Source organism: Rapidithrix thailandica (assembly GCF_039710355.1).
Taxonomy (GTDB): domain Bacteria; phylum Bacteroidota; class Bacteroidia; order Cytophagales; family Flammeovirgaceae; genus Rapidithrix; species Rapidithrix thailandica.
On sequence record NZ_JBDKWZ010000012.1, the window covers coordinates 38477 to 62743 of the forward strand.

A 24267-nucleotide genomic window follows, 5' to 3' on the forward strand; every position below is an offset into this window, starting at 1 on the left:
TATTTCATATTACCAAACTGGTAACCAATCATTTAACTAATACCCCTGACAAAGGTCAACTGTTTAAAGTTTCAGGTGCCATCACTTCTATCCACAATGTCAACTCTTACTTATTACTCTGCTAAAATTGGAACAACTGACGTAATACGAAATTGATAGTTAATATAATTCTACTTGCTTTCCTTCCAAAGTATACTGTAAACCGAATGAGAAACAAACCCCTTCCAATACAGTATCCAGTGATTTATTTTTATAGGTTCCGGTGAAATCTTTCTCAAAAGGCCCGGTTTTCTTGAGCGTAATATCCACACCGTACCAGCGCTCCAAAAGGGTAATAATTTCCGGAAGTTGCGCGTCCTTAAAGCGTAAAATACCATCCTTCCAGGCAAGCACTTCCGAAGGATCAAAAGCGTCCTTCTGCAGGTTGTTATTTATTTTGTTATACACCAACATTTCTGCCGGTTCCAATATCATTTTTTCTGTTTCCGTTTGGCCTTCTTCCCGGTACACGGCTACTTTCCCTTCTTTCAAGGCGACCTTCACTTCTTGTTCTTCTCCATAGGAACGGATATTAAAAGTCGTCCCCAACACCATGGTGGTCAACCCGCCGGACTTAATAATAAAAGGGCGGGATTCGTCTTTTGTCACTACAAAATATCCCTCTCCTTCCAGACTGACTACACGTGATTCCTTCGAAAAATGAGAAGGAAAAGAAAGTTTGCTTTCGGCATTAAGCTTTACCTGTGTGCCATCATGCAAGGTCAACCAAATTTTTTGGCCTTTGGTCGTTACCTTTTCCAGCATTTTTATTTCGGTAGATTCAGCAGTTTCTTCTTCTGATTTGTTAAAGTTTTGAAACACTACCAGACCACCTACCAATAATAATAGTACTGCAGCGGCTACCCAACCGTAGGAAAACCGATTGACCTGTTGATTAATCGGATAAACCGTTTGCTGAGTTCCTTGATCTATTTGAGCAAGTATTTGCTCTTTGAGATGGTCTATCCGTTTTTGTTCAATCGTATTTCCTTCGAACTGAAGATTCTTCAGGATAGTCGATGCCTGTTTGACCTCATCTGTTTTATGGGGATAGTCTGCCAACCATTTTTCCCATTGTTCATTTTGACTACCCTCATATACCCAGACTATGAAAGACTCATCCTTCAGTAAATCTTCAATGGAGTAGCTTTCCGGAATATTTTGCATAGTGGGTTAATTCAGGTAAATTTATCAGTAAACACAAGAGTTTGAAAAATTACCCCATGTATTTTAATTTTTTTTTAACTTTTTTTGAAATCTTGAAAAGAGCCTGACAAATTCTCCGAGCCTGACACATGCTTGATCATCAAAGTCTAAACGCTCCTTTCCTCCCGGGCTCACAATAAAATCAACTCGTAAAGACCTCCCATACGGTCAACAATAGCAAGATGACGGTCGTCACCAACACACTGCTCTTCAAAGCCTTGATCGCCCGGTCCGCTAACTTATAGACTCCTTTCTTTTTCAAATCCATCACCCGGGCCACTTCGTCATAGGAAAGTTTTTGGTAATACTTTAAAAAAATAAACTCACGTTGCCGGGGGGTTAACCCCTGAAGGGCCTCATTCAAGCGGTTCTTCCAATGTTTTTCTTGTAGCTCTTCCAACATTTTTGTTTCCTGGGATACTTCCAGGGCAAACTCAACTCCATAATTTTCTTCAATTTTTTGCTTTTGCTGGCTGATCCGGGACAGTTGACGGGTCAAACGCCTTTTTAAAGAGGTAAAAAGATAGGCTTTGATATTGTGAGTGCTACCCAATTGATCTTTTTTGAGCCACAAATCGATATAAAGTTCTTGAATACAATCTTCCACCAATTCATGATTGGGGCTTAGTTTACTCCCATATTCATACAGCACCCTTATGTATTTTTCATAAATTACAATGAAGGCTTTCCGGCTTCCGCTCTGAAATGCTGCCCATAAGTCTGTATCATTAATTTGTTCTAGCCCCAACTTATCCATTTGCAAGTTGCTTATTCGAGTAGTAAATCCTTCTTCTTTATATGAGAATATTCAATTTTTAAAGAAAAACATTGCAAATTCCATATACAAACATAATCTGAAATAATCCCCTGATATTTTTCAAGAAATTAAATAATACCACTTACAAATATAAAACTCTTATGAAAAAGGAAAGTGAAACCGGGTGATTCTCTTTTAAAAGAATGCATTGAATGGCACTACTGGTACACAGGGCACCCCATCTAAACCAAGCTAGGTATTTTTACAGAGAAAGTACTCCCTTCCCCGAATTGAGACTGCACCTCAATACTCCCATTGAGTTTTTCCACCGTTTCTTTGACAATGGACAAACCCAAACCGGAGCCTTTGGAATCATGCGAAGCGCGATAAAACATATCGAATATTTTATCAATATGCTTGGAACCAATCCCTACCCCATTATCTGTTACACGCATCAAAGCTTCATTACCTGATACGATCACTTGTACCTTCACCTGAGGGTTGGGATGGTACAAATTGGCATAACGAAAGGCGTTTGCCACTAAGTTATTCAAGATAATTTCCAATCTTCCAGGATCTGAAAAGAACGGCTCTTGCAAGTCCAACTGTAGTTCTTTATGTATTTTTTGGGCATTTTCATTGAACTTCTGCCCTTCAAATACATCATTCATCAATTGTTCAAAATCAATACGCTCTCTTTTTACTTCCAACCGGGCATTGCGCGAAAACTGGGCGATATCCTGAATAAAATTATTCAACTTGGTTGCGCTGCGTTCCATCAACTGGAGGTATTCCAGAATTGTCGGACTGGAAGTATCGTCCCTACATAAACGAATCAGACCAATGATGGAGGTAAGAGGTGCTTTCAGATCATGTGAAACACTGTAGACAAATTGATCCAACTCTTTGTTGATCTTTTTTAGTTCTTCATTTTTTTCCAGGATTTTATTTTCCGCCAATTTGCGTTCAGTTATATCCCAGTTCACTCCAATCATCCGGTAGGGCTCCTGGTTGACATCAAAAAGCACCTTCGCTAAGGCCTTGATATAGCGCAGCCGGCCATCCGGCCGGATAATTCTAAACTCCGTATTGTAGTCTTTTATTCCACGGAAAGCCTTTTGTGCCGCTATTTCGTCCAAATGCCGGTCATCCGGATGCAAGCTTTGTTGGAATACATTGGTAAGGTTATTCACATTTTCTTCCCGAATCCCGTAGATTTCAAACATCCGTTCGTCCCAAAATTCTTGATTTTCTTTGACATGATAGTCCCAAATACCAATTTTAGCTGCCTGACAAGCCAAGTACAGGCGTTCCGAAAAGCTTTTAATTTGTTCTTCGGACTCTTTTTGCAGCGTAATATCCTTTACCAGGTATACTTTCTCAAAACCAAAAAGTTCTTTTACGGGGACATACGATTGCCGGATATCGATCCAGTGCCGTTTGCCGCTTGTATCCCTGATAACAAATTCCAGGGCCCTTCCTTTATATTGATGCAACTGCGTCAATACATTGTTGTCAATGTCTTCTCCCACTTCCACCAAAAGCTCCCCAAGCGGCTTTCCAAGCAACCCATCCGCATCACTAATCCTGAGAATTTTCAAAAAACTTTTATTGACATGTAACACACAATGTTGCGCATCCACCACAATCAGCCCATCATTCATCTTGGCAAATACCTTTTTGAATAAATCGCTGTTGTTGAGTACAAAAGTTTGAGAAGAGGACAAAACAGGCTCTTTGATCACAGGCAACAGTTGCAACAAAAGGCAATCATTCTGCATATCAGGGACGGCTTCTCCCTGAAATGTTGCCGATAATGTGGGTATCTTCCATGTAAAACTTACCGCTTTTTGTTGTTTCCATGCCCATGCTACAGGGTCAAAACAAACCTGTTGAGCATTTAGAAATTCTCCTGGAAGTTGCTTATAAGAATGTGATAATAACTCAAGATTGGACGCTAACCACTCATTAACCTTAGTATTGAAATACACAATCTTCCCTTCTTGATTAATTTCGATAATTCCAATGATCAGATTTTCAAAGACATGTTTATGTGTTGTGGAGGTTAGTTGCTGGTTATTCTCAATCTTTTCTTTCGTGTGTTTCGGCTGAGACATTAATTTACAAAATTTGTTTTGTGATAATCTATCTTTAACACTGAGTTAGTCTAAGGACAATTAAGATCGTACTTCTTTCTCTAAATGTACATATTTCTTCCTAAAATGTCTATTACATTCCTATGAAATGGTTTTTATCTCCTATCTTTTTGTACTAATCCCCGGATCATGTACGCAGTGAACTCCCTCTGCGTTTTGTTATTAATAGCTAAAACAATCACTGATGAGCGTGTGATACGCCTCTCAAACTCAAGCAATACCAACGAACCCAAATCAGCATGAAAGCTCCTATTTTCATTCTCTTATTCCTACATTTTTCAGGAATTTCTTTCGCTCAAAATAGGCTAAAACTACCCCTCCCCGATCAAGCTACAGTCCTTCAATTGGCCAGTAGCCCCAACGGACAGTACCTGGCAGCTGCTTATCAAAATCATACCATCGGATTATGGGATATTCCTTCCGGCAAGTTACTCCGGTTGATCCCGGCACACAAAGACATGATTAACGACTTGCGTTTCAGTCCGGATGGGAAAACATTTGCCAGTAGCAGCCGGGATCACACTGCAAAAATCTGGACATGTCCTTCCGGTCAAAAGCGGCAAGCCTTTGGAGAGAATTTCCAACCGGGGCAGCGCGACTACGATATTCAAGCCATTGCTTACAGCTCAGACGGTAAATGGTTGGCAACCGGCTCTAAATCTATGCGAATCCGGATTTATGACACCTCTAGCGGCCAGCAAGTTAAAACTTTGCGCGCCCCGGCCATGGTTCATAGCTTGCAATTCGATACCAATGACCAACAACTCCTGGTAGGATTTCACGATGGAATTACTTCTTTGATGGATTTGGCCAGCGAGCAAGAAGTTGCTCAATATTCAAAACATACGGGCCAAGTCATATCCGTGAGCTTTCACCCCGACTCACAGCCTCTGTTAGCCACAGCAGGCTCAGATAAAATCATTCAACTATGGAATACACAGCAACAAGAGTTACTTTTTACCCTTCACCATTCCAATCCGCTGCTTTCAATTACTTTTCACCCCAAAGGCCAGTATCTCTTTGCTCTGGAAGGCCATCATTTTCAAGGATGGAACCTGCAAACAGGAAAGCCCGCCTATCAATTTTCCTTTCCTGACAAAGAACTTTCCGCATTAACCATTTCTCAAGACGGGCAACAGGTTGTATTAGGCTCTGCAACAGGTGAAATTCTGTTTTTAAACGCTTATACGGGAGAGTTAAGCCGGAGCCTGCCCCGCCCTAAAGACGAGCATCCTTTCGTGAGCAGTATTTCCGACTCGTTTGAAGAGTAATTTCAAGAAACCGGTAATCAAGAAAAAAGCTTCCGGATGGTGCATCACAGAAGCGGGTTATTGTCAAGTATTTTCTCCTTCGATTTATTCGGGATGATTCATGTAAGATGACTCATGACAACTTGAAGCAAAGGCTTTGAAATTTGCATACCACTTTCCCCAACTTCTCTGACCAGGTAACCCAGCAAATCAGCTCTTCGTTTTTTTTGAAAATATTCCTCTTTCTTCATCAAAAGAAACACAAACTCATGCTTTTTCAGTTGATTCTGGAGAGCAAGCGGAAGCTTTTCATAAAGATCTAAGGCCTTCAGATGATCGGGAATAATTCCAGGTTGCATCATAAGAAAGGGCTTTTAAAGTTAAAAAAAGTAGTTATTAGAACGAATTGTTATTCCAGACCTATACTTTCAATTTCAAAAGGAAGTGAATATAACTCCAAATTTTCTATTTTTTCACTTGCTCATGTATATTCTTCTTTTTCTTATACAGAACACTCCTAATATTCAATTTTCACTTCTTTACACCTTCTTTTTTGCATATAATGTGAAAGCAAAACCTTCAGTCAAAGACCATTTAAGGGCTTATTTTTTTACAAAGCCCAAAGAAATTAATCTTTTTAAGAAAATGTTATAAGACCAAATCCTTCAACAGCTATTAACACGATTAACAATCCTATTCCTTTCAGCCGGAGTTTAATGCATTAATAGACAGGCCTCATACCTGTGGTTCTAGCGAATCATACATTCATTCTTCATAAATATTCACTTTAATCAACTGATCAAATAAACTTTTTAAACCTATGAATACTCAAACAGGATTCCGCTATGGCTTCTATACCTTTTTGGGGTATACCGCCTATTTTTTATTAATGAAATTGGTTGGGCTGGTGCATATTGTAGAACTCAGGGCTTTCAACGGGGCCATTTTGGGTTCTGGCATTTGGTTAGCCATCAACCATTTAATCCATCACCCTTCGGCAAAATTTGACTATTACCATGGCTTTCGAGTGGGAGTTATTACCGCATTTTCAGGGGTCATCATGTTTTCTATATTTATGTTTTTCTATTTGAGGATTATCGACCAGGCTTTTCTCATGCAAATTAAAGAACAAGAAGCCTTCGGGCAGTATCTAAACCCTTATATCATCGCGGTCACGCTAATCATTGAAGGTTCCTTTTCGGGATTTATCATGACTTTCGCCATCATGCAGTTCAAAAAATCCAAGGCGGGAAAATTTCATGCATAAAAAAAGGAGGGTGCCACCCTCCTTTCTTATTTTTTTAAAGAAATGAATTAATGCTTTGCATATAGTTTTTCTTTATGTTTTTTCAGTTGTCTTCGTAATGACTCTACCGCCTCATCCGTAGACTCTTCAAAAGAAGTGGTGAGCTCTTTGGCAAACAGACTTCCCCCAGGAATATTGAGTTTGATTTCAACCGCTTTATTTTCCCGTTTATGATCGCCTTTTTCCAGCTTCAGAAATACCTCGCCATCCACAACGCGATCATAAAAAGTTTCCAGTTTATCAACCTTCTTCTGAATGAAATCCAACAACTTCTGATCTGCGTCAAAGTGGATTGAATGAACTTGTAATTTCATGCTTGTAACGGTTTAAAATTGAATAAATCTATTTAAAAAATTGTAGAGGTTCGAAATGACAAAGTCACTTCGACTTCGGGTGTGCTTGCTCGAACACCTTTTTAATTCGCTCCAGCGAATTGTGGGTATATATTTGTGTGGCCGCCAAATTAGCATGCCCCAATAAATCCTTAATGGCATTTAAATCCGCACCTTCGTTCAACAAATGAGTGGCAAATGTATGTCTCATAGTGTGGGGGCTACGTTTTTCTACACTGGTGTTCATACCAAGATATTTGTTGGCAATCCGGTATATCATCATCGGATAGGCTTTTTTCCCATTTTTCGTGGTAATTAAATATCCTTCCGTTGTTCCGTTTATTAAATCTACATAATTTTTCAGGAGATTCAATAAATTTTTATGGATAGGTATCAGCCTTTCTTTGTTATTTTTTCCGAGTACTTTCAAGGTCTTCTGGTTAAAGTCAATAGCACTTATCTTTAAGGAGGTCAACTCCGATAAACGTATCCCGGTACCGTACAACAACTCCATCACCACCAGATCACGTTGACCATATAAGTCCTTTTTAAAATTGGACGGATCAAAGAGCTGTTCTGTTTCATTTTTCTTAATAAAAACCGGTAAATTTTTATGGTATTTTAAGGATAACAATTTCTGTGTGGGGCTTTTTTCAATAATTTTTTTCTGTAACAGAAACTTATAAAAAGCATTTAAAGAAGCGATTTTCCTATTGACACTCCGGGGGTTATACTGCTTTTCCATTAATTGAATTACCCAGGCCCGGATGTGATAATACTCGGCTCTTTCGAGGGCAAATTCAGGATTTTGTTCTAAACAAAATTTTTCAAATTGTTGGAGATCGTTTTGATACGATTGCAGTGTATGCTGGCTGGCACGCCTTTCGTATTTCAAAAAGTTAAGATAGGATGCTAACATATAGGTTCCGGGTCAATGTCCATTGTTTCTCTTATATTGAAAACGGGTGAATACGGTAAATAATCTTTCCGAAAGATCTGAAAAAATCCCTAAAAAACCAGCAAGCCTAACAAAAGCGTCTAAGACAGAAGAAATAAAATGAAAAAACCCTTCAAAATTCAGTAACTGAATTTTGAAGGGTTTTGTATATTTTGAATCAACTAACTCTAGTAGTTGCTATCAGCGTACATTTTTTGTTTGTATGCCGCCTTAATTTTAGCATTTCTTTTTGCCACTGAAGGCTTCTCGTAATAAGCTCTCGACCGGATGGTTCTTAAAACCTTAGTTCTTTCAAACTTCTTTTTGAATCTCTTCAAAGCTCTGTCGATAGATTCGTTTTCTTTTACGTTAACTACGATCATACAATTTATTCTTCTTCTTTTTGAAAATCAGGGTAAACTATCTTTTTTGGAACTGCAAAGATAAAAAATGATTTGAAAAATGAAAACAATTCCCCTTCCTCCTTTAAAAATAATAAATTTCTCTTTTTTCAAAACCTTTTTATCAATCAAATCCACTAATTTTCCATAAAATTTACTGCGTCAGCAATTACACTAAACCATTGATAATTAACAACATTCGCCTATGCGAATTTATATTTGTTAGAATAAATTAATTATTCTAGATTTGCGTCTAAACATAACTTTTTTACAAAACAAATGGATAAGTACTCATACATAAGCAATGCAGATACTGCTTATATTGACGATCTTTATAAATCCTATAAAAATGATCCCGGTTCAGTAGACGAATCCTGGAGGAGATTCTTTGAAGGATTTGATTTTTCACTAGAAAAATATGGAGAGAATGGTGCACCTACCGAAGCGGTAAGCAAATCCATTTTAGAAAAAGAGATTGCCGTTCGTCGATTTATTGACGCCTACCGGCTCAGAGGTCACTTGCAATCGTTAACCAACCCTGTTCGAAAACGGAAAGACCGGAAGGCCCGCCTGGAATTAAGTGATTTTGGCTTGTCGGACAAAGACTTGGATACCGTTTTTGAAGCCGGAAACGAAATCGGCATCGGCCCTGCCAAGCTACGGGATATTGTAGCGGCCTTAAAGAAAATCTATGAAGGTCCGATCGGTTTTGAGTTCATGTCTATTCGTGAGCCCGAGGTATTAGATTGGTTTAAAAACAAAGTCGAAAAAGAGTTTTTGAACTTCACCCTGTCTTCAGAGCAAAAAAAGCGCATTTTACAAAAACTGAATGAAGCTGTTGTTTTTGAAAATTTCTTACATACGAAGTATGTCGGACAAAAGCGCTTTTCTCTGGAAGGGGGGGAATCTACCATCCCTGCTTTGGATGCCATTATCAACTACGGGAGTGACTTAGGTGCTGAAGAAGTGATCATCGGAATGGCTCACCGGGGCCGGCTGAACGTATTAGCCAACGTATTAGGCAAAACCTACGAACAAGTTTTTAATGAATTTGAAGGAGCTGCCATCCCGGACGAAACCATGGGAGACGGTGATGTGAAATACCACTTGGGCTTTCGCTCACAGACAACCTCTCTTTCCGGGAAATCCATTAACGTCAACCTGTCGCCCAACCCTTCCCACTTAGAAGCGGTGGATCCGATTGTAGTGGGATCGGCAAGAGCTAAGATAGACAGCCTGTATCAAAACGATTATAAAAAAATCATCCCGATATTGATTCACGGGGATGCGGCCTTAGCCGGGCAAGGTGTTGTGTATGAGACCGTGCAAATGTCTCACTTACCCGGATATCATGTAGGAGGGACTATTCACTTTGTCATCAACAACCAAGTGGGTTTTACCACAGACTTTGATGACGCCCGTTCCAGTATCTACAGTACGGACATTTCTCAAATCATTGAAGCCCCCGAATTGCATGTCAATGGAGATGATCCGGAGGCAGTGATCTTTGCCGTAAAACTGGCGGTAGAGTTCCGGCAGAAATTCCAACGCGACATCTTTGTAGATATGGTATGCTACCGGAGACACGGACACAACGAAAGTGATGAACCGAAGTTTACCCAACCTACCTTGTATAATATTATTTCCAAACACCCTAACCCAAGGGAGGTTTATAACAACAGGTTATTGGAGAAAGGGGATGTAGATGCTCAGTTAGCCAAAACCATGGACAAGGAGTTCCGGAAGTTGCTGACTGACCGGTTAAACGAAGTTCGTCAAAACCCTCTCCCTTACAAACCTCAGGAGTTTGAAAAACAATGGCAAGCCTTGCGCAGAGGAGCGCCTGAAGATTTTTTATCGTCTCCGGACACCAGCATTTCACAAGAAGTAGTTGACAAGGTGGGTAAAAGCCTGACAACGATTCCCAAAGGTTTCAAACCTTTGCGACAAATTGAAAAGCTGTTAAAAGAGCGGAAACAAGCTTTCTTCGAAACCAAGGAATTAAACTGGGCGGCTGCGGAATTATTGGCTTACGGTTCATTGCTCTTGGATGGCAAAGACGTAAGAATTAGTGGACAAGACGTACAACGTGGTACGTTCTCGCATCGTCATGCCGTACTCAACGATGCGGAGAGCAATGAAAAATACATCAACCTGGTACACCTGGACGAGCAAAAACAGGGAAGGTTTATGATTTACAACTCACTGCTTTCAGAGTATGCCGTACTGGGTTTTGAATGTGGATATGCCATGGCTACTCCTAATTCATTGGTCATCTGGGAAGCCCAATTTGGTGACTTTGCCAACGGAGCCCAGGTAATGATCGATCAATTTATTTCAAGTGCCGAATCCAAATGGAATAAGATGAGCGGCTTGGTCATGTTATTACCACACGGATATGAAGGACAAGGCCCCGAGCACTCCAATGCCCGTCCGGAGCGTTTCTTACAACTCTCAGCAGAATATAATTTGGTAGTTGCGAACATTACTACTCCGGCTAACTTTTTCCACTTATTGCGAAGACAATTGACTTGGGACTTCAGAAAGCCTTGTGTAGTGATGACACCGAAATCCCTCTTACGTCATCCACAAGTAATTTCTCCGATCAGTGAATTTACACAAGGAGGCTTCCAGGAGGTATTTGCAGATAACTACGCCAAACCTTTTGATAAGGTAGAGAAGGTATTGCTGTGTACCGGAAAAATCTACTATGACTTGCTAGAAAAGCAAAGGGAGGAAAAGCGCAAAGATGTAGCCATCATCCGTATCGAACAGTTACATCCTTTCCCTGAGGAACAGGTAGACAAGCTTTTATCCAAATATAAAAATATGAAAAAGCTTATCTGGGTACAAGAAGAACCGGTAAATATGGGATACTGGACCTTTATCTTACGGACATATTACGAACGTAAAGATATTGAACTGGTCGCTCGTAAGCCAAGTGCTTCTCCGGCATCCGGATTTGCAAAAATTCATCAAGAAGAACAAGCCAAAATTGTGAATGCCGCTTTTAACCGTTAAACGCAGTATTCCTTTGGAATTCGTCTGTATTGATTACTCCTTTGTTTGGTTTTTGGCTTGACAAACAGGAATTACAACAGACACCTAACTACCTACAATCATACAATCAATAAGCTAGAAAATATATTTAAGATGAGTTTAGAAGTCAAAGTGCCTCCTGTCGGTGAATCGATCACCGAGGTCACTATCGCCCAATGGAATAAGCAAGACGGGGATTTCGTAGAAGCGGATGAAGTACTTTGTGAGTTAGAATCTGACAAAGCAACCTTTGAGTTAAATGCCGAAACAGAGGGCATCTTACGCATCAAAGTGCAGGAAGGAGAAACGGTGGAAATCGGAACACTAATTTGCGAAATAGAGTCCTCTGAGAATGGCGCTGCTCCTCAACAAGAGGCAACTTCTCAAACGGAAGTAGCGGAAACGTCCGGCACTCCTCAGGCTACCGGACAAGTGGTGGAGGTTACGGTACCAACAGTAGGAGAAAGCATCAATGAGGTAACCATTGCTTCATGGAACAAGCAATCAGGCGACTTTGTAGAAGTAGATGAATTATTGTGTGAAATAGAGTCCGATAAAGCTACCTTTGAGTTGAATGCAGAGCACAACGGAATCATTGAAATCGTTGCTGCCGAAGGCGATACTTTGGAAATCGGAGCCTTGATTTGCAAAATCAAAGTAACGGAAGGCGGAGCTCCTGCCGGTGCCGAACAAAGTCAACAGCCTAGTGCTGAAGTAGCAACGGCCCCAAATGCCGAAGGAAATTACGCATCCGGACATCCATCTCCGGCCGCTTCTAAAATTCTGGCGGAAAAAGGCATTTCTCCCAACGATGTACAGGGTTCCGGCCCCGGTGGCAGAATTTTGAAAGAGGATGCACAAAAAGCGAAGGTTCAATCACAACCTTCTGCACAAAAAACTACAAAAGCAGAGCCGAGCCAACAAGACACAACCGCTCCGGTGGCAGGCAGTCGCAACAGCCGTAGAGAAAAGATGACCAGCCTTAGAAAGACTATTTCCAAAAGACTGGTATCGGTAAAAAATGAAACGGCCATGCTTACCACTTTCAACGAAGTGGACATGAAGCCGATCATGGACATCCGTAAGAAATACAAAGAGATGTTTAAAGAAAAACATGAAGTAGGATTAGGCTTTATGTCATTCTTTACCAAAGCTTGTTGTGTGGCCTTACAGGAATGGCCGGCGGTCAATGCCATGATTGACGGTGAAGAAATCGTTTATAATGATTTTTGCGATATATCCATTGCGGTATCGGCCCCGAAAGGCTTGGTAGTTCCGGTAATCCGAAATGCCGAAACATTAGACTTCAAAGGAGTGGAATCGGAAGTAATCCGTTTGGCTAAAAAAGCCCGGGACAATAAATTGACCATTCCGGAAATGACCGGGGGTACCTTTACGATCACCAACGGTGGCGTGTTTGGCTCAATGATGTCTACTCCGATCATCAATGCTCCTCAGTCCGCGATTCTTGGTATGCACAACATAGTGGAACGCCCGGTTGCCATCAACGGTCAGGTGGAAATCCGCCCTATGATGTATATCGCCCTGTCTTATGATCACCGGATCATTGACGGTCGTGAGTCAGTAAGTTTCCTTGTCCGGGTAAAACAACTGCTTGAAGATCCTATCCGATTATTATTAGGCGTATAAAATAACAAGCCTTTGGACATTAGATATTCTTTCTTAATGACAAGAAATTACGTCTAATGTCCATTTGCTGTCTTGTTACTAAATCAACCATAATCTAAAACAAGCTAGAAGATGAATTACGATGTAACGGTGATTGGTTCAGGTCCCGGAGGATATGTTGCGGCCATCCGCTGTGCTCAACTGGGTATGAAAACAGCAATCATCGAAAAATATAATAGCCTGGGAGGTACATGTCTGAACGTAGGTTGTATCCCTTCCAAAGCCTTATTGGACTCCTCCGAACATTATTTCAAAGCGACTCACGAATTCAAAGAACATGGGATTGATATTGGCAAACCCAAAATCAACCTCAAGCAAATGATTCAACGCAAATCGGAAGTAGTGGACCAAACCTCCGGTGGCGTGGAGTTTTTGATGAAAAAGAACAAAATCGATACCTATCACGGTTTGGGTTCTTTTGTGGACAAAAACACCATCAAAATCACGGATGCAGAAGGAAAAGAGCAGCAAATCACTTCTAAAAATACGATTATCGCCACAGGGTCCAAACCGATGATTATCCCCGGGATAGATTACGATAAAAAACGGGTGATCACGTCTACCGAAGCATTGAACCTGAGCGAGGTACCCAAGCATATGGTTGTGATTGGAGGTGGTGTCATTGGGGTAGAATTAGGTTCTGTATATGCCCGCTTAGGCGCTAAAGTGACGGTAGTGGAATTCTTGGATTCGTTAATACCGGGAATGGACAGTACCTTGGCCAAAGAACTTCAAAGAGTATTGAAAAAGCAATTGGGCTTCCAATACCACTTTAAAACCAAAGTGACCAGTGCTCAAACCAAAGGAAAAGAGGTAATCATCAAGGCTGAAAACAGCAAGGGTGAGGAAATCGAGCTGAAAGCAGATTACTGTTTGGTTTCTGTCGGACGTAAACCTTTTACGGAAGGTTTAGGCCTTGAAAAGGCCGGGGTGGAATCAGACGAAAGAGGGAGAGTAAAAGTAAATGACCATCTCCAAACCAATGTATCAAACATCTATGCCATTGGTGACGTGGTTCAGGGAGCGATGTTGGCCCATAAAGCGGAAGAAGAAGGTGTTTTTGTGGCCGAAGCCTTGGCAGGGCAAAAGCCTCATATCAACTATAAATTAATTCCGGGTGTAGTGTATACCTGGCCGGAAGTGGCAGGAGTAGGCTATACCGAGCAGGAGTTAAAAGCAAGCAAGCGGAAATACAAAGTGGGTAGCTTCCCGATGCGGGCATTAGGCCGGGCACGGGCCAGTATGGACATTGACGGGGTCATTAAGGTGATTGCCGATGCGGAAACAGATGAAATACTGGGTGTACACATGATCGGTGCCCGTGCAGCCGATATGATTGCCGAAGCGGTGGTAGCCATGGAATACAGGGCTTCTGCGGAAGACATTGCCCGTATGTCTCACGCTCACCCTACCTTTACCGAGGCAATCAAAGAAGCTTGTTTGGCAGCAACCGACAACCGGGCCTTGCATGTATAAGATATTATTTTCATAAAAAACATATAAAGATACACTATGAATGCCACCGGCAGACTCCCTGTATAAACCTCCGACATTTGTACTCAAAAAGAAGGAAAAGGAGAACTTAATTGCATAAAAATATGTAATTAGATATATAGTGTACTTTTTAGGAATAATAAACCATAAAGCTTGCTTTTCATTAAGGCAAGCTTTATTATTTTAGGACTTTTCGAACTTAGAAAAGTATTCCTCCAATCTTGTTTTGCCCCTTCCTCTATTAACTTACCCTCTCAACAAACTGAAGGAAGTACATCGATCTCTATGTGCTCTATGGTTTCTTATTTTTTTTAACCACAGTAGAAACATAAGAATACAATAGAATCAAAACAAATACAGATTTCAAAGGGAAGCTAGCCTATCACTATCTGCTCTACGGTGTGCTATGTGGTTTCTTATTTTTTTAACCACAGTAGAAATATAAGAATACAATAGAATCAAAACAAATACAGATTTCAAAGGGAAGTTAGCCTATCACTATCTGCTCTACGATGTACTATATGGCTTCTTATTTTTTTAACCACAGTAGAAACATAAGAACACAGCCGTTTTTTACGAATGCATCTTCTCTTTTTGATTTGAAGAAATCCATTATATTTACCCTCCTAAAATTTAAAAAGCTTACGCCTATGACCAAGGTACTGATTATAGACCCTATGTATCACAACATAGAGTCACTCCTTACAAACATCGGGGTAACCCCTGATTACCAACCTAATATCCTCAAAGAAGATGTATTCAACCTGATCCATCAATACGATGGATTGATCTTGAGAAGTAAAATGAAGCTGGACGAAGCTTTTCTCAGACAAGCCGGGAATTTAAAATTTATAGCCAGAGCCGGAGCCGGAGTCGATCAAATTGATGAAAGCATTCTCGATGAAATCGGGGTTACGCTCCTTAATGCTCCCGAAGGCAACCGCGATGCCGTAGGAGAACATGCTATGGGGATGTTGCTCTGCCTGTTGAACAAGCTTCATACCGGAAATCAGGAAGTAAGGCAAAAACAATGGCAGCGGGAAGCCAATCGAGGCTGGGAACTGGGCTCTAAAACCGTAGGCATCATTGGCTATGGCAATATGGGAAAAGCCTTTGCCAAGCGGCTGTCCGGTTTTGGTTGTAGGGTGTTAGCCTACGACAAATACAAAACCCGTTACGGAAACGAGCATGCCCAAGAAGCTACCTTAGCACAAATTCAGGCAGAAGCCGAAGTATTGAGTTTCCATATTCCATTAAATGATGAAAACCGCTATTGGGTAGACGAGACCTTTCTCGATCAATTCAAACATAACTTTTACCTGATCAATACTGCCCGGGGCGAAGTGATTCCGCTACGGGTATTGCGTTACGGACTGGAAACGGGCAAGTTACTGGGAGCAGGGCTGGACGTATTGGAAAACGAAAAGCTCGCCACCATGACCGAAGAGCAAAACCAACACTTTGAATACTTGGCCCAACAACCCAATGTTCTTTTCACTCCCCATGTTGCCGGTTGGACGTATGAATCGTATGAAAAAATCAACCGGGTATTGGTACAGAAAATCCAGGATTTTTTGGAGAAGTGAGGCCTTAACGTTTTAATGAGGTTTCAGTCATTCGATGGCTTTTGAGGTGGCCTCTCAACTTAAAAACCTTCGGATGACTATACAATTTAGCCGTATAAATTACAGTTCAATCCGTATTTTGCTGACCTTGAGCTTACTGATTATTGAACCCCTGGTGCTGTGTGAGCTTGTATTTCTTAAAGTTCAGTACTAATCACTGAAAATACCGCTGTTTCTCAAAGTTTGTCAGATTGGTAAAGACCAGGCCGATATTGCCCGAAAGCATATAATCCCGGGTTTGCAGCTCTTTTTCTTTATAAACTCTTGAAAGCCCCAAATAATGGCGCACATCTACTTTTAAAGCCACGACTCTGGATATGGCAAACTTCACTCCTACTCCAGACAATACCCCATAGTTCAAGGTTTCATGCAGCCCGGATACATCACTTGCGATCCTTGCCCCTTTAGGCTGGGCAGTGGCGAGGTCATAGTGAACCATGCTTTGTGTAGCGTCCAACATATAAGAAAAAGAAGGCCCCCCGTAAAAATAGGGCCGTATTCTGCGATCGGGCTGAAACATGGTGAGGTAAAAAAGGATAGGGACCTCTACAAACTGCCTTTGCGTGCGCATTTTCAGCAAGTCCGATTCGGAGGCACTTTGGTATTCAATCCGGTGCATCAGGTAATTTACCTCTGCCGACACACCAAAATACCGGTGAAAGTTAAATCCGCCCACGATTCCCGCAGACCCTACTAATAAAGGTCTGTACCGGTTATCCGTATCCGAATAGGCTACTAATTCTCCGTACCAATCCGAGTACCCCCCACCGGCCCGAATACCAAAATAGGCGTCTTTCCCGGAATTTTTTCTTTTGATGAGTTTGCGATGGGCTTGAAATTGGGCAAAAGAGGAGGAAACATACCATAACAGGCAGAATATTACCAGGAGCAGGGTTCGCATGATAGTGATTTTTAGTGTATTTTAGAAATAATGTGTTTGATAGGGTTTATACTAATATGATTACAAAAATCCCCCTAAACATAAAAGAGAATTTCTTGTAAATCAAGTTTGTGAAAAGAGTATTTTCAAACTATTCACAAATGTTAGAAACAGTCTGTACTTTACAGTTTTGATAAAAATACCACGTAGCCAATTCTCAACTAATCCCATAAATCTGCGGATTCAACCCTCGCTTCATTCACTTCATACGGAGAGGCCTCCAAGGGGGAAATGGAGTACAGGCATTTTTTTTATTTTTGTACACCGAATGAATCCGGTAAAGTGGTAATGAACGTACATTCAATCAGTTGCTAAGACTTAAAACAAATTGATATTCAACACATTCGCATAACACCCATGGAAAAACAACTACAAGAAGAAGCCCAATCCAAGGTTTTGGAAGAGTACTTTCAGGCTTTCGCGAAAAAGATCATTGGACAAACGCAAGTTTTTCAAAGTCCTTATGGGGAGCAAGCCATCCTCTATGCGGATTGGACAGCCAGTGGCCGGCTGTATCGCCCCATTGAAGAAGCCTTGATCGAAACGTTTGGTCCGTTTGTAGGCAATACGCATACGGAAACTTCGGTGACCGGTACTTCTATGACTGTAGCCTATCACGAAGCGAAGGAAATTATTAAAAAACATGTCAATGCCTCTGATCAGGACGTCTTGATTGCCTTCGGATCGGGCATGACCGGAGTCATAAATAAGTTTCAGCGAATGTTGGGATTAAAAGTTCCCGAACAGTTCAAACAAAAAATTGAATTCCCAGAAGAAGACAAGCCGGTTGTTTTCCTCACTCATATGGAACACCATTCCAACCACACTTCCTGGCTGGAAACCATAGCCGATGTCGAATTGATCAACCCCACGGAAGAGGGCCTGGTGGATTTGGGACATTTGGAAACGCTTTTGAAAAAATATGCCCATAGAAAACAAAAAATAGCTGCAGTAACGGCCTGTTCCAATGTCACCGGAGTCACCACTCCCTATCACCAGATCGCCAAAATCACCCATCAACACGGAGGTTTGTGCTTTGTAGACTTTGCCTGTTCGGCTCCGTATGTAGCCATTGATATGCATCCCTCCGATCCACAGGAAAAGCTGGATGCTATTCTCTTTTCACCACACAAGTTTTTGGGAGGTCCCGGTACGCCCGGAATTTTGATCTTTGACTCCGCTTTGTACCAGAGCAATGTACCCGATCATCCCGGAGGAGGGACTGTGATGTGGACAAATCCTTGGAAAAAACACCGCTATATCGATAATATTGAGGTGCGTGAAGACGGAGGCACCCCGGCCTTTTTGCAAACCATCAAAACAGCTCTTTGTGTAAAACTCAAAGAAGAAATGGGAATTGATAAAATGCTGGAACGGGAAAAAACCATGCTCAAGAAGGTTTTTAAAGTATTGAAACCCCTTCCGAACTTGCATATCCTTGCAGGTGATCTGGAAGAGCGTTTGGGTGTTATTTCTTTTTATATTGACGATTTGCATTATAACCTGGCTGTCAAGTTACTCAACGACCGCTATGGGATTCAGGTAAGAGGCGGCTGTTCTTGTGCCGGCACGTACGGACACTACTTGTTACACGTATCGAAACAATATTCGGACACCATTACTTGTGCCATCGACAAAGGCAACCTTTCTACCAAGCCTGGCTGGGTACGTATGTCGATTCATCCTACCATGTCAGACAAAGACCTGTCGTATATCCTGGATGCCATTAAAAACTTGAGTGAACATTTCGGTGATTGGGCAAAAGAGTATGAATACGATCCCAATACCAATGAGTTTACACACAGAAGTATGCTCAAACATCAACACGATGATATCAAAGCCTGGTTTCAGCGGGCTTTATAAATGAAGTGAATTAAACTTTTTCTTTTTCCTGAAAAATATTTCAAACAGGCCTCCTCTGTGTTACTTTTTTCAACAAGAGCTTTGGCTATTCTCTTCAATATGAAATTAAAATCAAAAGACCTTCCCTGTTTTTTAGCGGAAGGTCTTTTGATTTCACAGGATTGTCAAAAGTTTACTAACTTACTTTACATGACCACAGTTTATTTAAACTTATGCCTTACCTGGAATTTACACCTTCTGCCCAACTTCAACACTTGATAGAAAGTTATTGGATATCCGAGACTTTTGAAGGTGTACACGCACATAAAATATTGCCGGATGGCTGTATGGACATCCTCTTTAATCTAGGCGAAGAAATTCATTCGGAGGCATTGGGACAAGTCAGTTCCATTCCCAAATACGGAGTCAGCATAGTCGGAATGATGACGCGTTTTTCCGAAATTTCGATGAAGCCCCAAGGCAAAGCTTTGGGCATCCGGTTCCGGCCCGGGCAATTTAGCAAGCTCACCGGAATCCCCCTGTCGCACTTCAGAAACGAATTGATCAATGCAAATGAAATACTTCCCAAAATACAAAACCTGCCATTCGAGCAGCTTTTTCAACTAACAGATCCCCGGCAACAAATCCGGCTTTTAGAACAGGAATTTTACAACACTTTTCAAGTACATATCCCTGGCAAAAACTCTTTGGTTACTTCTGTCACGGATTTTATCCTCGAAGCATCTTCTCCTGTTAAAGTCCAAGAAACCGCCAAAGTTCACGGTATCAGTGTACGTCAATTAGAACGGGTCTTTCAAAACCAAGTAGGAGTAACGGCCAAAGAATTTGCTTCTATTATCCGGTTTAAACGCACATTACGGCAAATTGCACTACAACCTGAAAAAAGCTTACTGCATATTGCCTTTGAAAACGGTTATTATGACCATGCGCACTTGACAAGGGAGTTCAAAAAATTTTCCGGGATTTCTCCCAGCACATTTCGATAATGTCGCATTTATACAAAGCATTCCCGCCTTTCTCCCTTTAGCTTTGTAGCTCATTCTATTTTCCATTTCAAATCATACAATCATGAAACTGCAATCACTTACCCCCAACCTAATGGTAAAAGATGTCAACGAAACCTTAAACTATTATCTTAATACCTTAGGTTTCGAACTCTTACAAACCGTTCCCGAAACCGGAAGTTTTGACTGGGGATTTGTACAATCCGGCAATGTAAGGTTGATGTTTCAGAAAGAGGCTTCCATCCAAGAGGAATATCCGGAACTTCAATCCTATACGAGAGGTGGTGCGTTAACACTTTACATTAAAGTGGAAGACTTAACGGCTTGGCATGAGAAACTCAAGGACAAGGTAACCTTTGTCAAACCCCTACATAAGACTTTTTACGGAGCCAATGAATTTGCCATTGAAGACCCCAATGGTTTTATATTGACATTTTCAGATATTCTGGAATAAAAAAACCTTTGGGAATTACGGCATTGAAAACCGGAATGAGCTTGATAGTTTTAAGAATTTTAAAGTAACTTTGAAACTTGAGCGAATCAATTGAAAATGTCATGTTAGGATTCTTAAAAAATATGTTTGGTGGGCCGCAAGGATATACCACACTGGAGGATGAGGAATTTCAGGAAGCTTTGAAAACTACGGACCGGAAAATGATTATCGATGTCCGGAGCCGTCATGAATTTGTGGATTACAAGCTTTCCAATGCTCTGAATTTGGACATTATGCACCCGGATTTTAAAGATAAAATTTCCCACTATGACAAAGACAAAACATACTTTGTATACTGCCAAAGTGGAAAAAGGAGTGCAAAAGCCTGTAAAATTATGGTAAGTCAGGGGTTTGAAAAGGTTTATAACCTGAAAGGAGGGATCAACAACTGGACAGGTCGTACGGTTTAAGTAAAAAAGAAATGCCATACTACTACCCGCGAGAACGGATTGCATTAATCGTTTTCGCGGGTTTTTATATGCATTATTCTCCTTCCACCCTATACCATGATTGTGTACGGTACAAAAAAGCCACATACCCCCTTACATTTAACTGATCTTTATTTTCCAGCCAGATTTTACAACGATATGTTTTCCCGTTTTCCGGATCAAGGATTTTTCCCCCATTCCATTCGTTCTCCTCTTTTTCCATATTTTCCAGGATGACCATTCCCAAAATTTTCTGTCCTTTCCGGTGGTCAGTACATTCCTCACATACCGGATTGGGCTCTGGAGGATCGATTAACTTGACAATTTTTCCATAGAGCTTTCCCTGTTGCTCATAAATTTCCACGATGGATTTAGTCTCTCCGGTTTCATCGTCCACGGTTTTCCATTTCCCTACCGGAGTCTGTGCGAACAGATGAACGGCCCCTGCCCATATCAGCAAGCAAGCCAAAAAAGTTTGTTTTAGCATAAGTGAACATATTTTTGATCAAAAAAACACCCTATAAGAAGTATTATCTTCTTATAGGGTTATGAAAATACAATTTATTTTTAATAACCTAAAGCACCTGTATCCGCTTACCAGGATTTTTTATTGGCGGGTTTTGGCTTAAAGCAATTCTTCCAGTTTATCTTCCAATGCTTTTCCTCTCAGGTTTTTAGCTACGATCACACCCTCTTTGTCAATCAACACGGTCATCGGAATGGCCGTTACGTTATAGGTCCTGGCTGCTTCTGATTGCCAGTACTGCAAATCCGATACATGTACCCATTTCAAGCCGTCTTTCTCAATGGCTTTTACCCACTGGTCTTTATCACGATCCAGTGAAACTCCGTAAATTTCAAAATCTTTGTCTTTGAAGCGTTCGTACATTTTTACCACATTAGGGTTTTCTTTACGGCAAGGTCCGCACCAAGAAGCCCAAAAATCAATCAACACATATTTTCCTTTTAAAGAAGACAAGGCTATTTTTTCCCCTTCCGGAGTAGTCAGGTTGATTTCAGGGGCCTTTGCTCCGATTTTAGTTTGCTTGGCTTTATTGATTGCCTCTTTGTATTGGTTGACGTATTCCGACTCAGGGTACTTTGCTTCTAACTTAGCCAACACTCCATCGATATACTCTATATCATCGTCAATACTTAATTGTTGAATAGCCAACAAGGTTACCAAGGATATTTCCTGTTGTTCGATAAAGGACTTGAACTTTTGCTTAAACTGCTCCATTGCGGCTTCGTGCTTCTTCATGGCTTCTTCCTCCGGAAGTTCTCCGCTCATGAGCTCGGAACGCAACACGTTAAAGTCCTGCTGGATTTCTATATTCAATTGTCTGAATTTTTCAAAAGCGACAGTTGCCTTCGAATTTTTCACATCCACTTTTCCTTCAGGGCTTGAAGCATCCACTTCCAATTGAATATCCTGGTCTTCTACCACCAAGGTTACTTCCTTCGTGTCATAAAAGTTCACCAAATAGAAGTTAGGCTGGGTATTTTGTAAGGTATAACTAAATGTTCCGTCTTTTGCCACTTCGATTTGTCCCACATCTACCGGGGCACCTTTTTCAATTTTCTGCAAAGAGACTTTTCCCTCCTCTTCAGGGTTTAGCACTTTACCGGAAATGATGACTTCACCCGGGTTTTTGGCTACTGTTCCCGCTGGTTGGCAAGCTGAAAAAAAACCGACAACCAATAAAAAATACAACAATTTCTTCATTCGAGTTTTTAGTATTAAATAGTAAAAAATAATCGTCAGAACCATCACGGACTGTCACTTATCCAAACAGTATAAAACTTCAATTCATTCAGGCGGACTCCAACGCTTCCCGGATCAATTGGTTGGCTTTTTTCGGATCCACTTTTCCTTTGCTGAGTTTCATCACTTCGCCCATAAACATCCCCACCAGGTTTTTCTTTCCGTTTTTATACGCTTTTACTTTGTCCGGATATTTGGCCAGTACTTCTTGAATAATCGGCTGGATAAAATCCTCCTTGTCTTCGTGAATCAGGTCGAACTGTTCGGCTACTTTTACGACTTCCATTCTTGGATTTTCCAATACTTTAGGAAACAAGTTTTGCGAAGCCTTAGAAGCACTGATTTTGCCATCGTCTACCAATTGGATAATTTCTGCAATGCGTTGGGCTGGTAGCATCAACGCATCCAGGCTACTGTTTTGCTCGTTCAACACTTTCTTTACAGAGCCCATCAACCAATTGGCGATGGCTTTATAATTACGAGAATATTGACAAACCCCTTCAAAATACAAAGCCATTTCCTTGGTATCGGTCAGCACACTGGCATCGTATTCGGGCAATTGGTATTCTTGGGTAAATTTATCGAATAACTCCTGAGGCAAAGCAGGCATATCGGCTTTGATTTGTGCCAACATTTCTTCTGTGATGATCAAAGGAGGCAAATCCGGCTCCGGAAAGTAGCGGTAGTCGTTCAAGGTTTCTTTGGTACGCATTCCGGCCGTGGTTCCTGTATTTGCATCAAAAGTGCGGGTTTCGGAAATAATTTCCACACCTTCTTCTACCAACTTCACCTGGCGCTCAAACTCATGTTCAATAGCTCTTTGTACATTGCGGATTGAGTTCATATTTTTCACTTCCACTTTCTCTCCCAACTTTGTATCCCCCTTGAGCCGCACTGAGATATTTGCATCACATCGCATAGAGCCTTCTTCCATATTGCCATCGCAAATGTCCAGGTAACGAACCAACTTTCGCAATTCGGTTAATAAAAGACCGGCCTCTTCTGCCGAGCGGATATCCGGTTCCGTCACGATTTCAATCAGAGGCATTCCCGCCCGGTTCAAATCCACAAATGTTTCGGACTCTCCTTCCAAATGCAAAGATTTCCCGGCATCTTCTTCCAAGTGAATATGATGGAGCCGGAGTGTCCGGGTTTCACCGGAACTCAATTTCACCGGCACTTCACCCCCCAAACAAATCGGGGTTTTATCCTGGGTAATTTGAAAGCCTTTCGGCAAATCGGGATAAAAATAGTTTTTGCGGTCAAACACGTTGTAACGGCTGATTTCACACCGGCAGGCCAAGCCCATCCGGATGGCCAATTCAGCCACTTTTTTATTGATCTTGGGTAAGGTACCCGGATGCCCTAATGTAATCACAGAGATATGTGTATTGGGCGATTGCCCAAAGGCTGTGGCATCTGAGGTAAAAATTTTACTTTGGGTAAGCAGCTGTGCGTGAACTTCCAAGCCTACCACTACTTCGTATTTATCTGAAAATGATTGAGGCATGAGCAAATTTGTCTATCTTTCGTTACTAGCTAA

Annotated in this window: 21 protein-coding genes; 10 read left to right on the forward strand and 11 right to left on the reverse strand. The window is 41.3% G+C overall.

Annotation, left to right across the window (positions count from 1 at the left end; genetic code table 11):
* Nucleotides 1-159 precede the first annotated feature (159 nt).
* The 3 genes from AAG747_RS19465 to AAG747_RS19475 all read right to left on the reverse strand — a co-directional run bounded on the left by AAG747_RS19465 (nt 160) and on the right by AAG747_RS19475 (nt 4119).
* Nucleotides 160-1206: a FecR family protein gene (locus AAG747_RS19465; RefSeq protein ID WP_346822887.1), complete on the reverse strand. Its 1047-nt coding sequence runs from the start codon at nt 1204-1206 to the stop codon at nt 160-162.
* 181 nt (nt 1207-1387) lie between these two features.
* Nucleotides 1388-2002 carry an RNA polymerase sigma factor gene (locus AAG747_RS19470; RefSeq protein ID WP_346822888.1) on the reverse strand — a complete coding sequence of 205 codons (615 nt, stop codon included), beginning with the start codon at nt 2000-2002 and terminating at the stop codon, nt 1388-1390.
* 242 nt (nt 2003-2244) lie between these two features.
* Nucleotides 2245-4119, reverse strand: coding sequence for a PAS domain-containing sensor histidine kinase (locus tag AAG747_RS19475; RefSeq protein ID WP_346822889.1), 1875 nt, complete (start codon nt 4117-4119; stop codon nt 2245-2247).
* 278 nt (nt 4120-4397) lie between these two features.
* Between AAG747_RS19475 and AAG747_RS19480 the strand changes: the two genes are divergently transcribed.
* Nucleotides 4398-5429: a WD40 repeat domain-containing protein gene (locus AAG747_RS19480; protein WP_346822890.1), complete on the forward strand. Its 1032-nt coding sequence runs from the start codon at nt 4398-4400 to the stop codon at nt 5427-5429.
* A gap of 98 nt (nt 5430-5527) precedes the next feature.
* Here AAG747_RS19480 and AAG747_RS19485 read toward each other — a convergent pair whose 3' ends face one another.
* Nucleotides 5528-5770 (reverse strand): hypothetical protein, encoded by a 243-nt coding sequence (locus AAG747_RS19485; protein WP_346822891.1) that lies wholly within the window; start codon nt 5768-5770, stop codon nt 5528-5530.
* Between the two features lie 458 nt (nt 5771-6228).
* Here AAG747_RS19485 and AAG747_RS19490 point away from each other — a divergent pair, with 458 nt between their 5' ends.
* Nucleotides 6229-6675 (forward strand): hypothetical protein, encoded by a 447-nt coding sequence (locus AAG747_RS19490; RefSeq protein WP_346822892.1) that lies wholly within the window; start codon nt 6229-6231, stop codon nt 6673-6675.
* Between the two features lie 47 nt (nt 6676-6722).
* On the opposite strand, the gene hpf is transcribed toward AAG747_RS19490, so the two are convergent.
* From hpf to rpsU, 3 genes are all read right to left on the reverse strand, one after another.
* A complete protein-coding gene (hpf, locus tag AAG747_RS19495) occupies nt 6723-7028 on the reverse strand; it encodes a ribosome hibernation-promoting factor, HPF/YfiA family (RefSeq protein ID WP_346822893.1) in 306 nt (101 codons plus the stop codon).
* A gap of 64 nt (nt 7029-7092) precedes the next feature.
* Nucleotides 7093-7965, reverse strand: coding sequence for a phage lytic cycle repressor MrpR family protein (locus AAG747_RS19500; RefSeq protein WP_346822894.1), 873 nt, complete (start codon nt 7963-7965; stop codon nt 7093-7095).
* Between the two features lie 206 nt (nt 7966-8171).
* On the reverse strand, nt 8172-8366 hold the full coding sequence (gene rpsU / locus AAG747_RS19505; protein ID WP_346822895.1) for a 30S ribosomal protein S21: 195 nt from the start codon (nt 8364-8366) through the stop codon (nt 8172-8174).
* A 297-nt stretch (nt 8367-8663) separates the two neighbouring features.
* Here rpsU and AAG747_RS19510 point away from each other — a divergent pair, with 297 nt between their 5' ends.
* The 4 genes from AAG747_RS19510 (at nt 8664) to AAG747_RS19525 (ending at nt 16192) form a co-directional block, all read left to right on the forward strand.
* A complete protein-coding gene (locus AAG747_RS19510; RefSeq protein WP_346822896.1) occupies nt 8664-11405 on the forward strand; it encodes a 2-oxoglutarate dehydrogenase E1 component in 2742 nt (913 codons plus the stop codon).
* A gap of 132 nt (nt 11406-11537) precedes the next feature.
* Nucleotides 11538-13073, forward strand: coding sequence for a 2-oxoglutarate dehydrogenase complex dihydrolipoyllysine-residue succinyltransferase (gene odhB, locus AAG747_RS19515; RefSeq protein WP_346822897.1), 1536 nt, complete (start codon nt 11538-11540; stop codon nt 13071-13073).
* A gap of 111 nt (nt 13074-13184) precedes the next feature.
* A complete protein-coding gene (gene lpdA, locus AAG747_RS19520; protein ID WP_346822898.1) occupies nt 13185-14588 on the forward strand; it encodes a dihydrolipoyl dehydrogenase in 1404 nt (467 codons plus the stop codon).
* 668 nt (nt 14589-15256) lie between these two features.
* Nucleotides 15257-16192 carry an NAD(P)-dependent oxidoreductase gene (locus AAG747_RS19525; RefSeq protein WP_346822899.1) on the forward strand — a complete coding sequence of 312 codons (936 nt, stop codon included), beginning with the start codon at nt 15257-15259 and terminating at the stop codon, nt 16190-16192.
* Nucleotides 16193-16385: 193 nt separating this feature from the next.
* On the opposite strand, the gene AAG747_RS19530 is transcribed toward AAG747_RS19525, so the two are convergent.
* Entirely contained in the window at nt 16386-17132 is a 747-nt protein-coding gene (locus AAG747_RS19530; protein WP_346822900.1) for a porin family protein, read from the reverse strand.
* 396 nt (nt 17133-17528) lie between these two features.
* Here AAG747_RS19530 and AAG747_RS19535 point away from each other — a divergent pair, with 396 nt between their 5' ends.
* From AAG747_RS19535 to AAG747_RS19550, 4 genes are all read left to right on the forward strand, one after another.
* Nucleotides 17529-19034 carry an aminotransferase class V-fold PLP-dependent enzyme gene (locus tag AAG747_RS19535; RefSeq protein ID WP_346822901.1) on the forward strand — a complete coding sequence of 502 codons (1506 nt, stop codon included), beginning with the start codon at nt 17529-17531 and terminating at the stop codon, nt 19032-19034.
* A gap of 212 nt (nt 19035-19246) precedes the next feature.
* The gene (locus AAG747_RS19540; protein WP_346822902.1) at nt 19247-20020 is read left to right on the forward strand and encodes an AraC family transcriptional regulator; all 774 of its coding nucleotides are present in this window, start codon (nt 19247-19249) and stop codon (nt 20018-20020) included.
* Nucleotides 20021-20102: 82 nt separating this feature from the next.
* On the forward strand, nt 20103-20492 hold the full coding sequence (locus tag AAG747_RS19545; protein WP_346822903.1) for a VOC family protein: 390 nt from the start codon (nt 20103-20105) through the stop codon (nt 20490-20492).
* A 101-nt stretch (nt 20493-20593) separates the two neighbouring features.
* Nucleotides 20594-20941 (forward strand): rhodanese-like domain-containing protein, encoded by a 348-nt coding sequence (locus tag AAG747_RS19550; RefSeq protein WP_346822904.1) that lies wholly within the window; start codon nt 20594-20596, stop codon nt 20939-20941.
* 73 nt (nt 20942-21014) lie between these two features.
* Here AAG747_RS19550 and AAG747_RS19555 read toward each other — a convergent pair whose 3' ends face one another.
* From AAG747_RS19555 to gatB, 3 genes are all read right to left on the reverse strand, one after another.
* A complete protein-coding gene (locus AAG747_RS19555; RefSeq protein WP_346822905.1) occupies nt 21015-21446 on the reverse strand; it encodes a DUF2147 domain-containing protein in 432 nt (143 codons plus the stop codon).
* A gap of 138 nt (nt 21447-21584) precedes the next feature.
* Nucleotides 21585-22685 carry a peroxiredoxin family protein gene (locus AAG747_RS19560; RefSeq protein ID WP_346822906.1) on the reverse strand — a complete coding sequence of 367 codons (1101 nt, stop codon included), beginning with the start codon at nt 22683-22685 and terminating at the stop codon, nt 21585-21587.
* A gap of 88 nt (nt 22686-22773) precedes the next feature.
* Nucleotides 22774-24234: an Asp-tRNA(Asn)/Glu-tRNA(Gln) amidotransferase subunit GatB gene (gene gatB / locus AAG747_RS19565; RefSeq protein ID WP_346822907.1), complete on the reverse strand. Its 1461-nt coding sequence runs from the start codon at nt 24232-24234 to the stop codon at nt 22774-22776.
* Nucleotides 24235-24267 lie beyond the last annotated feature (33 nt).